The following is a 14,946-nucleotide window of genomic DNA, read 5'->3' on the forward strand; positions in this document are numbered from 1 at the left end:
AATCCCCTATCGGCCTGCCGGACGCAACTTCCACGTCGCCACCCATCTTTCAAACTCGCTTAAGGTCATTGGCCAGGCATAGAGATAGCCCTGGCCTTCCTTGCATAAGACGCCTTGGAGAAACGCCGCCTGCGCTTCAGTCTCCACTCCCTCGGCGATTATCCGGAAGCCAAGGCTGATCCCCATTGCGACAATGGCGGCTGCGATGGCTTCAGCATCTGTGTTCCCCGGAAGGTCATGTACAAACGATTGGTCGATCTTCAACCGGTCAACCGTGAACTGCCGCAGATAGGAGAGGCTTGAATAGCCGGTGCCGAAATCGTCGATTGCGACTTTTACCCCAAGCGATGCCAGCTGCCGCAATTTTTCCAAAGCCGGCTCCACCCCTTGCATTACCACGCTTTCAGTAAGCTCCAGTTCCAGTCTATCAGGTGACAGCCCCGATTTCTCGAGCGTGCGCTTGACGACATCCACAAAGTCAGCCTGGCGGAACTGGACCGCCGAGACATTCACCGAGATGCACACATCGAGCACGCCACGGTCGCGCCAATTCCGGGCCTGCTCGCAGGCGTGGTACAGCGCCCACTCGCCAATTCCCAGGATCATTCCGCTATCTTCCGCCACGGGGATGAAGCGCTGGGGGGAGATCAGTCCTTGCGTTGCATGCCGCCACCGCAGAAGGACTTCCGCGCCAATGACGTTTCCCGTCTCAAGCTCGATCTGCGGCTGGTATACCAGAAACATTTCGCCGCGTTCCACCGCCCCGCGAAGATCGCGTTCCAGGCTGAGCCGTTCAAGCGCCCGCGCAGTCATGTCCTCGGAATAGAACTGGTACCGGTTACGGCCTGACTGCTTGGCGGTATACATGGAAGCGTCGGCATTGCGAATGAGGATGCCGGGGTCGGAACCATTATCGGGATAGATGCAGATGCCGATGCTCGCGGTCACCGAAAGCTCATGATCCTCGATATGGTAAGGCCGGGACAGCGTGAAAATAATCTTCTCCGCAACGCGCGCCGCGTCTTCAGCTGTCTCGATTTCGCCGAGGAGAACGACAAACTCGTCGCCGCCCACCCGGCTCACCGTATCGACGCTGCGAATGGCCGCCTGCATGCGTTCAGCAACTTGCTGAAGCAAACGGTCGCCCACCTCATGCCCGAGCGAATCATTGATCGGCTTGAACCGGTCCAGGTCCACGAACAGCACCGCGATGCGTCCCAGTACGCGCGCGGCCCGTTTTATCGCCACTTTCATGCGATCGGCCAGCAGCGCGCGGTTGGGAAGCCCGGTGAGCGCATCGTAGTGGGCAAGATTCAGGATGCGCCGCTCGGCTGCCTTGCGCTCGGTAATATCGCGCGCAATCACGATGAATCGGGGCGCCAGCCCGGGGTCGGCGTCCTTGCGCGAAACCGAAAGCTCGTACCAGAATGTTCCCTGCCGTAGTTGCAGCTCCAACTGCTTCCCGGACGAGAGACCCTGCTCGTTGGCTTCACGCAACGCCGATACGATTACCTCGGCTGCGCTTGGGGAAAGAACATCGGAGATATTTTTCCCCAGCAGGTCTTCGCTGTGAAAGGTCGGTAAACCTGTGTGTGCGGAATGGTATGCGTGGCAACGCCCTTCCAGATCCAGCTCGAACAGTAAATCGGGGATGGCGTCCAGCGTGGCCTGGAGCTGGCTCCGCGCCGCCAGAATTTCCGTTTTCTGGTTTTCCTGATCGGTAATGTCCCTGATCATGGCGACAAAATATTGGACCTCGCCATCTTCCCGACGCACACATTTGACGTCGACATTGGCTGTGACAATCGACCCATCCTTGCGGATGAACCGCTTGTTCATCTCATAACCGTTGGAGTCGCCATGCATCAGGTGATCAAACTCGGCAAGGTCCTTACCCACGTCTTCCGGATGGGTCATCTCCGGCCAATTTTTGGCTGCGAGTTCTTCGCGGGAATAACCGAGAATCTGGCACAGCTGGTTATTGAAGCGCAGCCAGCGCTTGTTGTCGGGCGAGGTGATCGCCATGCCGATGAAAGGCAGCTCATAGAAGTATTTGAGGAGACGGTCCTGCTCGGCAGTGTGAATCGCCAGTGCCAGCTGATGGGCACGCCGTTGCTGGCGCCACAGCCGCAGCAATACCACGCTAACCGCTGCAATGGCGAGCAACACCACCATGCTAACCCAGAGCACCAGGGTCCATAACTGCGTGAGTACTTCGCGCTGGTCAATTTTGGCGATCAGGTGCCAGCTGGAGCCGGCGATCGGCCGATAGGCCGCCAGCACCTGTTCGCCACGATAATCGAGTCCGCGAGTCTCACCCCGGGCGGATTGACGGGCGTCAATCGCCCCTGTCAAGTCCCTGCGGGTGGTCAGCTCGATTTCTCCCGGCGCGGAATCATTCTTCAGGTGCCGTCTGCGGTTGAGATAAATGAAGGTGTGGTCTTCCTGGCGTATCAGCAGGATTTCCGCGCTTGCACTGCTCCCGGGCCACTTCTCTACCAGCGGCAACAGAAATTTGCCGAGATTCGCGCGCAAAACCACGAGAGCAACCGTTTCCCGGCTCGGCGCGTCCAAAATCAGCGGCACGACGATATCCAGCCAGGCGCCGCCGTTTATATCCAGAAACAGGTCGCTGCTCTGCATACCGCCCGAGCGCAACGCCGCAGCCAACAGCGTTTTGCTGACCTCCGGCGAATCATGCTGCACGCCCAACGCCAGTATGATCTCGCCTTTCGTGTCCAGGAGCTGCACAGACTCGTAGCTATAGGCTTTCATGATGGCCTCCAGCCGGTTGCGCATGAGCTGCCGGTGACGCTCATCATTGGTCTGTTTCAGACTGCCGACCCGTTCGACGAACGCCTGGCTGGCCGCAAGCGCCTCTGCGTCTCCCTGGCGTTCCGCTAGCCAGAGTTCGATCTGCTCCGCCTTGAGGTCTGCGATGGTGTGAAGATCATCATACATTTTTCGTTCGATCTCCGGTCCATACACCTTGATAATGCCAACGCCCACCAGGGGTGCGACCATCGACAGGGAGACAAACATCAGCATCAGACGGTTCAGCTGGAAGCGGAGTGAATCGGGAGACGGTATGGAAGGGGGGACGAGGGTATCTCGCGCGAACCTGAGCAGGGCATAAAAAACGCAACTGCTCGCGGCGACGAGAACGAGGTCCTTTATGAGAGAGGCCTGGCTCCGCAATGCGGGATCATCCAGTGTAATCGAGATCACGTAGCCCGCAACTGCCATCCACAGCGTGGAGAAGACAGCGTAGAGCAAGACAAGAAGCCAGACGGGACGACTCAACATGTTACAGCCGAGCAAGGTAAAATTATCATTATCAAAAATTTGAAGCCGATCTTGCTCTGCAGAACGAAAATTCCCTCTTTAACGGGTGATCCGGACAACACTTGACCGTCCGCGGCAACAAATGGCAAGCCTCAGGCATTAAAGTTGAGCATGCGGGACCATCGCTGTCTGTATGATTGATAACACTTCATATTTCGACGGTGCGCTGATTTGAAGCGCGCGGTCTCTACCAACCCTGCCCACCTGGTTCCGCAAATCGTGAGTCACCTTATGCCCGCCATGGTCTTATACTATTGCAACTCTCGACCATCGGCGAGCAGAAGACTCTCATTCACCCGCTTATGACAATTTATGGAGGTATCCCATGAAAACCCGTTGTGCCCCCGTCCTTGCACGCGTTTTCCCCGTTCTGCTTACGTCCTTTCTCGCATTCGAAGCATCAGCGCAGGATGCCTGCCATAACATCCTCACGGCGGGGTTCTACACAGAGTACGCCAAGAGCGATGCAAAGGTTAGAGACCGTTCGCTTTATGCGGAACTATGCTCGTTGAACTATGAGCAAGCGCAAGCCGCCATCAAAAGTGCGCGTGCGTCCGGCGATGACGGGACCCTGGGCCTGTCGTTCGGGCTTTTCGCGCTGGATGACGATGGTGTCAACGAAGGGTTAAACTCACGGGGTGGCCCGTCACAGGCCACCCTCAGCGAAGGCAGGTTCAGCCAGTGGAAGGCTGGATATTGTTCGAAAAATTCGGGAGTGGAATCCTCCCAGGCTGCCGAGTTTTTAATTCAGACCGCAATCCCGGGGAAAGCCTCGGGAAATGGGGTCGCAGCGAGGGCGGCAGAGGCGTGGTCCAGTTGCATGAAGAAGCGCGAAGGACTGACGTGCTGGGCTTCACCGCGCACCCCCCAGGGCGAAGAGTTTGTGCTGAACGTCAACTGGACAAAGAACGGTCCCAAGGAATCCCAGTCGCAGCCCGAGGTGCAGTATTCGTATCTCACCCGAGGGGGGCAATCGAAATTCGAGGGTGCACCAGCTCAACGAGTTTTACCAGCGGGACATAAGTTGGTTGCAGGCACGTCCCAGATTGCGATCACGCGACCCACGGATAAAGGATTGTTTGCCAGTCTTAAGGTAAACCATGCGGGAACGGAACAGAGCTGCAAGGTGTTTATACCCGGAGATTCCGATTTTACCCTGTCGGCGCCCTTCGTTAATCGGATGAATTTGAAGTATCCAGGTTAAGTTCTGGCATCCCCGCTCTGCGGGGCCCCTCGGGCTACGCTCCGGGGCGACCTCGAAGGGGGCCGAGCAGTTTCTTCCGCAGGAAGATGCGACCCCTAGCGGGAGACGTGCACCCTACCGATCATCGATACTGCGGTCTGGCATCCCCTTCGCTGCCCGATCCCTGCTCTGCGGGGCCCCTCGGGCTACGCTTCGGGGCGCGACCGCGAAGGGGCAGAACAGTTTCTTCGGCAGCAAGATGCGATCCCGTAGCGGGAGCGGACGCCCTACCCATCATTGATACTGCGATCTGGCATCCCCTTCGCTGCCCGATCCCCGCTCTGCGGGGCCCCTCAGGCTACGCTTCGGGGCGCGACCGCGAAGGGGCAGAGCAGTTTCTTCCGCAGCAAGATGCGATCCCGTAGCGGGAGCAGACGCCCTACCCATCATTGATACTGCGGTCTGGCATCCCCTTCGCTGCCCGATCCCCGCTCTGCGGGGCCCCTCGGGCTATGCTTCGGGGCGCCACTCCGCCATTATCTGGAGGATATCGTCGAACTGGCTGATGCGGTAATGCGGTGCCACGTTCTCAAAAGATTTCGCGCCTTGGTTGGAGTCGATAAAAATGGTTTTGATTCCGAGCAGGGCGGCGCCGTGAATGTCGCGGAACATATCGTTGCCGATACAAACCACTTCCGCTGGCGTTAGGCCCATTTTGTCCAGCGCCTTGGTGAAAAGCCTTGAATCAGGTTTTCTGTAACCGTAATGGCTCGAGATGATGACAGGCTCGAAGTAGCCATCCAGCCCTACGGCGCGAACTTCGGGGATGACGTAGCAGGATTGGGCGTCTGTTACCAACCCCAACCGGTAGCTGGTCCGTAACGTGTTTAACACCTCTTTTACGCCCGGATATAGTTGCAGCCGGTTGCGCGATATGGCACGGTAAACTTGGGCTAGCACTTTTGCCAACTGCCCGCGAATGGGCACGAACCTGATCCCTTCCTGCATGAGCAACTCGTTCCATATCGCTTCCACGTCGATTTCCGCATATTCCTCGCCGCTCGCTTCCCGCTGCTGTCGCATGATCTGGTAATAGCGCTCCCGAACCTCGTCGCGGTGTAGATACACCCCCTGGTAGGTCAGGTAGTGGGCGACGGTGCGGTATATTTCATCCTTAGATTCATCCGTTTCAATATCGATCAGCGTCCCGTAGAGATCGAACAGAATTCCCTTTATGGTCATGTTGATTACCCCAATGTTTTGTTGGCTTCATCCAACAACCGCCGGCTGTAGTGACCGCCTATCCACCCGTTGCGAGCGATGCGCAGGAGGGTGAGACCGGCATAAAACGGAACTCGGCAAGTAATCGACGCGAAAGCGGCGTCCCGGTTGGGAAAGTGGCAGGCGTATTCCCACAGGAAGTGCCCGATGAACGGTTCTGCCAGCCATTTGTCGTTCGCGTACTGGATGAAGAAATGCTGAAGTTCGCCTACTACCCTGCCGAGGTCAAAGACCCGGTCGGCCAGCTTCATCCGCTCAAGATCGATAACAATCACCCAGAGACCGTCGCCGAAAAGGATGTTGGGCGGCGTGACATCGCTGTGAACGACGACTTGCCGATCCTCCCACATGCAGCTCTGGCGAACCCAATTTTCCTTGAGTTGCCGAAATTGCCGGACTTCATCCGGTCCGGCGCGCCCCGCATCATGCAGGTTGTTGAGAATATGGTCGAAATATGCGCAATCCTTGGTAAAGTCCACGGTGTGCTCATGTACCGTCCGATTGTGCAGAGTCGCAAGAAAATAGGCCAGCGCGGCCAGTTTTTCAAACAACACGTCGCGGGCACCGTTGCGGATGGCGTTGACGATGAAAGTGGCGAATGAAGTGCCGTAACAGAACTCTTCCACCAGCACGTTGTTGAGGCTGGCATTCCGCCCCAGCGGCCTCGCAACATAGTGAGGGTAACCCGTAAACCCGATGCTTCTCAAGTAAGTCAGGTTGCTGAATTCCCGATCCATATGCCGGGTGGCCGTCCGCGGATCCAGACCGGGCAGGCCGCCGAAGAATTTTCCAATGACCCGCGTCTGGCTGCGCTCATCTTCATACAGATACACATGATTGGATGCCGGCAGCTGATATACCCTGAATCCGGGAGAACGAGCACGGACGCCGATTTGCGGGAAGATATCGTCCCGCAGGTATCCATACAAAGGGTCATCCGCGGATAAATGGCCGAGGTACCTCATGAACCATGCCGTGTGTCGGTGTGTGTAATAATTTTTATTGTGCCGTGCTCGGGGATTAGCCGCGGTCAGGAATGGCAGGTGATTCTTACTGTACACCATCACAATAGTACAGATTTCGTGGGCGCGCCACGCGGATAGCCGCGCCTCTGCCCATGTTTCCGGCAACGAAGCGATTGACGACAGGCAGGACCGCAGCGGATGGTCCATGGATTCTCTCGTTTCAGCCTCACGGATTGTTCTGGCAGTTTTCACTGCGCACCCCACCGGAAAGGTTAGGCGTCGGCCCCGCTCATGCCGGCCACGCTGGCGGTGATAGCTGGCGCAGTCGTGCTTTCTTATACGCCGCTTACGCCGATGTTCGGTTTTGCACCGCTGCTATTTCTTTTGCTTGGGCGTTCTGGGTATTGTCGTGCTGTGCTACGCGGCTTCGCCAAGATTTGAAGCGCGAATTTTACAGTGACAGCCTCCGCTGTTTCACCCGCGGTTGGGCCCGGCGGAGCGGGGCTGACCCTCGATTCAAGTCGCGTGTCTATGTAGAAGCCTGGCTATCCGGACCGCCTGGAAAACAGCAGTCCTCGCTCATCTTCAATCATGTTTTTCAACTTCGTCATATCCAGTATGTGCAACTCATGCTGCTTGCGTATGACGAGTCTGGCGCGGGCGAGCGCATTCAATTCGCGCGTCACTGCTTCACGATGGGTACTTAGGTGATTGGCGATTTCAGCGTGAGTAGGTGCGGGGGAAATTACCCCGGTGTTGGCTGCTGCCGTTTGCCTGCTTGCCAGGCGCAATAATTCGATATGAATACGGTGACGCACGGGCAGCGTGCTGTATTCGAAGATGCGCTCCGTCAGGCGGCGCACCTGGCCAGCTAGCCGTCTCAGGATGGCCAGCGATACCTGCGTATTGGATTGAAGCAGGCCGACGAAATCGAGGGCGGACATGGATGCGGCTATCGCGTCGGTTTTGGCAACGACAAGCGCAGAGCGGGCGAGGCCATCAATGGCCGTCAGTTCGCCAAAAATTTCGCCAGCTGCCAGATCGCATAAGATTACTTCCTGGCCGGACGACGAGAAGTAGGTTACCCGGATTTCACCTTGCACGATAAAGTAGGTATGCGTGGTATTTTCCCGGTAGCCGATTATATGCTCCCCCGAGTTATAATGATGCCAATGGCAACAACTGGCCAGACTGGCGAGATCCGTCGCCTGCAGATCCTTGAATTCCCTGATCATGGCGAGCAGTGCGCTTGCGCGTTCAGGTGTGATATCTGGCGCGATCATCTCCGGTCTCTTCTTCCTTACGCTAGGGGTGATGCGGCAAGTTTAGTGAGCACGCATCGGAGGGTCATCCGGCCAGTAGCAACCTGGTGCTCGATCCCTGCCAACCGACATCTTCCCTCCGCATGCTGTCACGGGGATGATGAAAAAACGATACCCGGCCTACTTTCCGCTTTGGCGACCGGCCTTTGCTCTCCGACGGGACATCCACGACCGCCTATGCAGACCTCGTGGGCTTCAATCATTGCGCCGTCCTGATTTCGCTCGCCTCGTGCCAGCCACCAGCAGCCATCCACTTCTTGTCTGATTTGAGTGGAAAATTTTCCTCCGCCGGCACCCAGATCCGGGGGGTGGTCCCCGGGCGATTCGTCGTCCGCTGGGGGATTTTCCGCTTCAGCCTCTGCCGGGTGTTTCATAGCGCTGACCGTGAGAACGTGTATATGGTTGTGCTTGTCCACCACGATGGCAAATTGAACATCCAGGATACCAACTGCCTCACGAATATTGTCGGTGATTTTTATGTGAACGTCCTTAGCTGGGGAAATGGGGGCCGCGGCTGCTACCGGTGCGGTTAGAGTTGCAGCCACCATTACCGCCAATATTTTTGTTATTGCGCACATTTTTTCTCCTTAAAAGTTTAACGTAACACGTAAAAACAAGGTGCGGTGGGGTGTGAAACGTTGATAGTAGACAGGTTCGGACGCCTGAAAATTGACGTTCCGGTAAAAGAAATGCTCATCCATAAGATTTCTGCCTTCCAGGCTTACAATGCCTCGCCGGTTAGGCAGACGGTAACCTACGGCGGCGTCCAGCAAAGCGAAGTCGTCAACCCCCGAATTTTCTGGCGTCTGACTTTTTACTTTCTGTTGAACAAACGTTGTTGTCAGCTTCGCAAACACGCCCGAGGGATGAAAGAAACTGATATTGACCGGTGCGCTTGCTGTCTCAATTCCATATGGTCCGGTTGCAGACGGATCACGGGCAAATTTTTCAAATTGAAACTCGGCCCGGGCGGAGACGTATGGATGAGGCAATAGATAAAGATATGCCCGATAGAGGTTTTCCTGTTGGCTTTCAGTTCTACTATAAGCCAGATTGTCTTCAAAAAATGGAACGCCAAGTTTGCGGTCCGATACTTCCACGCCCGCGTATAGGTTTTCCAATACATGAGCATCGAGGCCTGCTCCTCTGCGTCGCGCGGTCGTTCCGTTGACGTCATCAAATAGCTGGTTGAAGCCGGCGACCTGGGTGGGCTCAAGCGTCGGATTTGCAATGAGAGCCGACTTCACCGTCTCGAACCATGCAAGCCGGAGGCGAAGCCTTCGCGTTATGTCCCATTGCAACCCGAATTTCGGGTTGAATTTGTCGATTTCGAGATTCGTGCCCTCCTTCAGGGAAACATAACTTCCACCAATCGTTCCCGTGACGTGTCGCGGCAAATTGATATTTGTGTATAAATAACCGTTGTAGCGTTCCCTTTTGAAGTTTTGCTGCCCTAAATTGCACTCCATGAACGGGGGACACGGTGTTCCAAAATCCAGCCTTTCTGCTTTACTTGCATCGATCTGATATGCCCCACCGCCGGCGGTTACATTGAACTGTTTGCTGCGGAGCAGATATTGGGCTTCCGCCTGGTACCCTTTGCTTTTCGTGGTGACGGTGTCGGTGACAGTTGTTCCGGGGAACGTGTTGTCTGGAACAGCTATCAGATCCTCTTTCCTATCAGTATAGATTCCAGACAGGATGAGATCCTGGTTGGGTGACAGCGCATACCTTGCCCCTATCCTCGCTGTGTCTTCTCCCAGTTTTCGCCGATCCGGCGTGAAGAGCGCGGGATCAAAATTGAGCAATAAGTCGCCATGTTCAGTTTTGCGCGTGCGCACTTCCGCCTGAATGTTAAAGCGCGGGGTGGCCGCATATTGCAGGAACGCATTGTAGACATTGTGTTTCTGGTCGTTGTTGGGGCGAAATCCGTCGGTGTTTTGATGAAACTGCCCGACACTCATTGAAGCACGGTCGTAAAGCGCAGAGAGCACGATTTCGTCTCCGCGGGTGCTCTGGTTCCCTATTAGGCCGGAGGCGACGAGTTGGGGTTTGTTTCGCTCGAGCAACGGCGTAAATTCGTTAAAGCCTGCCCTCGCGGGGCCGGTGCCGGTAATGATATTGAGGTCAGCCACAGCAAGGCGCGGCTGGACCGGATTTACGTTTACAGGTTGCAGGAGTTGAGCCTGAAGAAGTTCGCTGACCCTGGCGACCTCGTACCGGGGGGTATCTGCGTATGTGTCCGAGAGAAACCGATGCGCCGAATGATTGGCTGGATCGATAGTCAACGATTTTGCTGTTTCGACGATCGCACGATTCCCAAAACCCAGGTTATCGTAGACGCGCGCCAGGCTGGAACCACGCGCCGCCTGATCCTGGTCGAGCAACAGCTTCGAACGGTATACTGCCCGGTTATCGTTCAGCTCGATGGATTTTTGAATATCACGCAATGCCTGTACCGGCTGGTTCTGGGTCTGCTTCATGATTCCATCATAAAGCCATGGAGTGGGATCATTCGGATCCCGTTCTTTTGCCAGATCAAACTGCGTTCCTGCAAGGGAATAGCGCCTCTCTTCAAAATATGCTTTTCCAAGATAGCTGCGAATTAACGAATTTGCGGGATCGAGGCTGGCGGCGATTTCAATGTCAATGCGTCCGGCTTCGAGATGGCCTTCGCGTATTTTCGCCAGACCCATGCCGAGCCTCGGCATGGGGTCGGACTGATCAAGTTGCACCGCGCGCGAAAAAGCCGTGCGCGCCGCCCCAGTGTCGATCTGAACCAGATACGCAAATCCCAGTACGGTCTGAGTCCTTGCCAGATCCGGTTGGAATTCCACAGCCTGTTGCGCAGCCTCAACGGCGCGGTCCAAGTAACCCGCGGACATCTGCAATTCGGCCAGCCGCGCCCAGGCAAGAGCATTCCTCGAGTCAAGCTCGACCGCTTTTTTCGCGCTTTCCAGGGCTTCATTAATGTTGAAATGAGCTTGATATGCGTACGATAGCGCGAGCCTGGCGCTGGAGGAGGTGGCGTTCAGGTCAACCGCGTGGTGGGCGAGAGCGAGAGCCCGCTCCTTATCGTTTTGGACGGTGGCGATCACGGCTTGCAACGCGTAGGCATCGCTGTTGCCGGGCTCGATTCGCAATGCTTGAGCAATATTCCCGTTGGCCTCATCGGTCCGACCTACCGACAGCAGGAGGCCAGCGCGATAGATGAACAGGCGAGCCGAGTGCTCATCCGCGGGCACATTGGCGAGCGCTTCCAGCGCTTCAGTAACTCTGCCTTGTTCATACAAGTCCGTAGCGGCGCGCAAGCTTCGCATGGCCGATTCACTGACCACCTGTTCGTCTGGTCGAAAATCGAGGATGGGGGGGTAGAATAACGCCCATTGAACGGCATCGAGTGGGCGTACGGCCGTCCCTTTCCGCGGTGCCTGGTTCCTCGCCGCGACCGCTTCCTCGCTGCCCGCGAGGAGGATGCTTCCCTGCTCGTTACTGGCCGATAATTTGCCTTCGTACATCACCAGCCTGGCTTGGTCCTGATCCAGCTCAATCAAAAATTCCGTTCCTTCGACCCCTGCATTCAGAAACGGGGTATTTATCCTGAAAGGCTTGGGCGTCCTGGTCAGGACGTGGATCGCGCCGGTGATCATTTCCAGCACCGTCTTGTTGTCTGCGTCGGGGCCGGGAAGGACGAGCGTGGTCTTCTGATCCAACCGGAGCACGCTCTCGTTGCTGAGCCGCAGTGCGGCCCGGCTGCGCTGGCGGACACGGATAGCATCCCCAGGGCAGAGATTGTCGTTCAGCAGCGCCGGCTGCCAGTTTTTTTCCTTGAAACGGCGAACCTCGACAATCCCTTGCACCGAGACGACCAGCGCGATCGCAGGGCCGCAAAGTTCCACAGCGGAGGCATCAAAAACCGAATTAAGCAGGACGGTTGTCAAGGTCAATAGAACCAGCTGGACGCGTTTCCAGGCAGAATCCGGCTTCGCTGATACTTTTCGATGATTATTCATTTGGGCTATCACTCGGGTCTTGCATCTCCACATTTCTCGCCACGGCCTTGCCTCGAGCGCCACACGTTGAGTCCACCAGTACCACGGCCTCCTTTCCAATTTGCGAAGCCGCGTTGGGCCGGGTAATCACTTGCCTTCCACGCGTATGCAGCCATCCCATGGCGCCGTGGGCGCCGCCTCCCGGAAGTGCTGGCAGCGCTTGAGATAAAACCGGGCGGGACCGTCCTGAGGATATGCCTTGAGAATTTCCGAGAAATAGCGGCATGCCCTGGGCCAATCTTGTGATTCGTAAGCAAGCAAAGCGTCGGCGAAGATTTCAGCCAACCACGTCTGGTCGCTGCTGGCATCCTGTTTGCACCCCATGAGCTCTGCCACGCGGAGGAACGAGGCTCGTCCCGCCAGCAAAAATCTTCCCAGCGGCCGTGTCAGGAATTCGTCCAGTCCCTCGACGATTTTTTCCGAGACGAGCAGCTGTGTATTCATGTATTTGTTGAGGCCCTGGACGCGGTTAGCGGTATTTACCATGTCGCCGACGGCGCGGTATTCATAGTGGTGAAGCGCACCAACGGTGCCAAGGAGCATTTCGCCCGCGTGCAATCCCATGCGGGTGTAAAGCGGAGGTCGGCCATTGGTAGCGTTAAATCGTTCCAGTGCGGCTGCGATCTCCAGGCCGGCGAGGCACGCTTTTTTGCGCAGTGAAGACTCATCGCCGGAGGAGGCAGACCATATCGCCAGCATGGCATCCCCTACCACATCCGACACAAGACCCTCGTGCCGGCTCACAGGCTCGAACATGGCGGCGTAGTAGTCGTTCATCAACACGCCGAGCTGAGTGGGATCCATCTGCTCCGAGAGCGCTGTGTACATATCTGCATCGGTGGCCAAGCACGCGCCATGAACCAGACGGTTGTTGGCGGTGATGGGCCCGCTGCTTTTTAAAATGTCGCTAACCACTCGCTGCGGTACAAATTTTGCGAATGCTTTCTTGAGAATCTCCCGTTCGCGCTTGACTTCGTAATACTTCAGCGATATGGCGCCGAATACAGCCACCGGGACTTGTAACAACGGGACGATCAGGGGCATCCAATTCCCGGCGTCTGCGAATTGACGATGAGCCATATAGACGTAGGCAGAGATCAAAGCTAAGCCGAGAAGTACGAAACCCGTGCCCAGGGTGATCGTGGCAGGTTGGGGGAGCGCGGCGCAGGCGATGACAATTGCGAACCCCCATAAAAAAACCAACGCCAGATTTAAAGGGAGGGGGAGGAGCCGCAAGGGGCGATCTTCCAGCAAATTGGCGAAAGCGGTGGCGGCAATCTCGACTCCGCTTAGATAGAGCCCGTCGGATTGAGAGAATACCGTATGGTAATCGTCCCTTATCCTGTCCTGCTCGGGCTGCGTAGACGCTGAGAAACCAACAAAAACAGCCTTGCCTTGAAAATCATTTTCAGTAGGTTCGCGAGCAGCCGAACCGTTTGCAGTCCCTAGCGCCTGGTGATAAGGGATGGTTCGTACCGTGCGTGGAGGGCCGTAAAAATTGAGGTAGCGTATTTCATCGCCGGAATATAGGCTCACCAGCGACTGGATAAGGCGTCTGGTCTTCTCGTCGAGAGAGGAGTCGTGTTTCAGTCCCGTGAGCATCTGCTGCGCAAGCTGCGGCTCGTCGGTGAAAATGCCCCGCAGGGCCAGGATCAAATCTTCGATTGGAATGGCGTTTCTGCTATTCGGGAGTCGCGAAGCAAAGGTTGGACTGGCATCACGCAACAACCGAATAAAATCGCCATAAGCATCGAGCGCGAAAAGCTGCAGGGCGACGACTGGCAAGGTGGGCGCTTCACCGGCGTCCATCTTGAACGTCCAGTAATCGTTGATCCTGTCCACTTTCGGCAAAGGAAACGTCGCCACGGCCGCGGCGGCGTCCGCGATGGCAGGATGAAGGGCTGCGGTCCTTACCATAGACCCGCCCACGTATGTGTGGCCTGTCTGGTCGTTCGGGAGCCAATGTTCCTCACGATCCAACCTTTCCACTATCAAGACGTTGCCCGCCTCAACCATTGCATTTGCCAACGCCTCGTCGTGTTGCGGGGTCGCACCAGGCGTGTCAAACCTCAGGTCGAAGGCAATCACTTTCGCGCCGGTAGACGATAGTTTATTGATCAGCCTGGCATGAACGTCACGGGGCCACAGACTGGGCATGACGGGTAAACCCAGTCGGCTGGACGAGGCTTTATCGATGGCCACCACAACCACCTCGGGCGGGCCAGGAGTCGCGCCACGCAGCCGAAATAGCCAAGGCAGCCCAAAATCCTCTTCAATTTGCAATCCGAGCGGCGTCAGATTGGCCAATACCCCGAGCAAACCGACGAGAAGTGCGAATAACAGATGTTTGATCCATACCGCCATGGTGAAGGAATGCGGTCAGAACTGACGTGATAATTTGCTTAAGGGCGGGAATATGGGCTTAACATTGGTGCTTAAAGCGATGGACACTTGGCGCATCATTCAGACTCCGAGTAATTAACCACAGCGGCCGTAAAAAAAAATTAGCTGCCGAGATTAACTTCTCCGCAGGATAGCGTTATCCGAACCGATTTAATGTCGGGAACCGCACAGAATTAACTAAATAACTCAAATGAAGCAGGTAGACGAGAACGCTGCGCCAGCCTGTCTTGTGACCTCCCCTCGCACGCCCTCCCTTCGCTGACGACAGCCGGAAGTTCTAGCAGGGAATAAAAACATCGATACGTGTGATTTTTCTCACATCTTTTCGGTGTATCAAGATTTACTGTGTATTTGCGCGGCAATACGCGCAGCAGGAAAACAAGAGGGAAGCAAAA

Annotated in this window: 8 protein-coding genes; 1 reads left to right on the forward strand and 7 read right to left on the reverse strand. The window is 56.2% G+C overall.

Annotated features, from left to right (window positions below; translation table 11 throughout):
* Nucleotides 1-6: 6 nt before the first annotated feature.
* Entirely contained in the window at nucleotides 7-3,306 is a 3,300-nt protein-coding gene (locus BM022_RS06360) for a bifunctional diguanylate cyclase/phosphodiesterase (protein WP_091137805.1), read from the reverse strand.
* A gap of 364 nt (nucleotides 3,307-3,670) precedes the next feature.
* On the opposite strand from BM022_RS06360, the gene BM022_RS06365 reads away from it, so the two are divergent.
* The gene (locus BM022_RS06365; protein ID WP_091137807.1) at nucleotides 3,671-4,549 is read left to right on the forward strand and encodes a hypothetical protein; all 879 of its coding nucleotides are present in this window, start codon (nucleotides 3,671-3,673) and stop codon (nucleotides 4,547-4,549) included.
* A gap of 489 nt (nucleotides 4,550-5,038) precedes the next feature.
* On the opposite strand, the gene BM022_RS06370 is transcribed toward BM022_RS06365, so the two are convergent.
* From BM022_RS06370 to BM022_RS06395, 6 genes are all read right to left on the reverse strand, one after another.
* The gene (locus tag BM022_RS06370; RefSeq protein WP_091137808.1) at nucleotides 5,039-5,770 is read right to left on the reverse strand and encodes an HAD family hydrolase; all 732 of its coding nucleotides are present in this window, start codon (nucleotides 5,768-5,770) and stop codon (nucleotides 5,039-5,041) included.
* A gap of 5 nt (nucleotides 5,771-5,775) precedes the next feature.
* Nucleotides 5,776-6,981 (reverse strand): phosphotransferase, encoded by a 1,206-nt coding sequence (locus BM022_RS06375; RefSeq protein ID WP_256208995.1) that lies wholly within the window; start codon nucleotides 6,979-6,981, stop codon nucleotides 5,776-5,778.
* 338 nt (nucleotides 6,982-7,319) lie between these two features.
* Nucleotides 7,320-8,057, reverse strand: coding sequence for a Crp/Fnr family transcriptional regulator (locus BM022_RS06380; protein ID WP_091137810.1), 738 nt, complete (start codon nucleotides 8,055-8,057; stop codon nucleotides 7,320-7,322).
* Nucleotides 8,058-8,185: 128 nt separating this feature from the next.
* A complete protein-coding gene (locus BM022_RS06385) occupies nucleotides 8,186-8,674 on the reverse strand; it encodes an HPF/RaiA family ribosome-associated protein (RefSeq protein WP_091137811.1) in 489 nt (162 codons plus the stop codon).
* 9 nt (nucleotides 8,675-8,683) lie between these two features.
* A complete protein-coding gene (locus BM022_RS06390) occupies nucleotides 8,684-12,109 on the reverse strand; it encodes a TonB-dependent receptor domain-containing protein (RefSeq protein ID WP_091137813.1) in 3,426 nt (1,141 codons plus the stop codon).
* Between the two features lie 126 nt (nucleotides 12,110-12,235).
* Complete coding sequence (locus BM022_RS06395; protein ID WP_091137814.1) at nucleotides 12,236-14,512, reverse strand: CHASE2 domain-containing protein; 2,277 nt, start codon at nucleotides 14,510-14,512, stop codon at nucleotides 12,236-12,238.
* Between the last annotated feature and the right edge of the window lie 434 nt (nucleotides 14,513-14,946).

The organism is Nitrosospira sp. Nsp14 (assembly GCF_900113575.1).
Classification (GTDB): Bacteria; Pseudomonadota; Gammaproteobacteria; order Burkholderiales; family Nitrosomonadaceae; genus Nitrosospira.

Excerpts from the sequence above, each read along its gene's own strand:
- BM022_RS06360 (WP_091137805.1), bottom strand. The coding sequence starts at position 3,306 with ATGTTGAGTCGTCCCGTCTGGCTTCTTGTCTTGCTCTACGCTGTCTTC.
- BM022_RS06365 (WP_091137807.1), top strand. The coding sequence starts at position 3,671 with ATGAAAACCCGTTGTGCCCCCGTCCTTGCACGCGTTTTCCCCGTTCTG.
- BM022_RS06370 (WP_091137808.1), bottom strand. The coding sequence starts at position 5,770 with ATGACCATAAAGGGAATTCTGTTCGATCTCTACGGGACGCTGATCGAT.
- BM022_RS06375 (WP_256208995.1), bottom strand. The coding sequence starts at position 6,981 with ATGGACCATCCGCTGCGGTCCTGCCTGTCGTCAATCGCTTCGTTGCCG.
- BM022_RS06380 (WP_091137810.1), bottom strand. The coding sequence starts at position 8,057 with ATGATCGCGCCAGATATCACACCTGAACGCGCAAGCGCACTGCTCGCC.
- BM022_RS06385 (WP_091137811.1), bottom strand. The coding sequence starts at position 8,674 with ATGTGCGCAATAACAAAAATATTGGCGGTAATGGTGGCTGCAACTCTA.
- BM022_RS06390 (WP_091137813.1), bottom strand. The coding sequence starts at position 12,109 with ATGAATAATCATCGAAAAGTATCAGCGAAGCCGGATTCTGCCTGGAAA.
- BM022_RS06395 (WP_091137814.1), bottom strand. The coding sequence starts at position 14,512 with ATGGCGGTATGGATCAAACATCTGTTATTCGCACTTCTCGTCGGTTTG.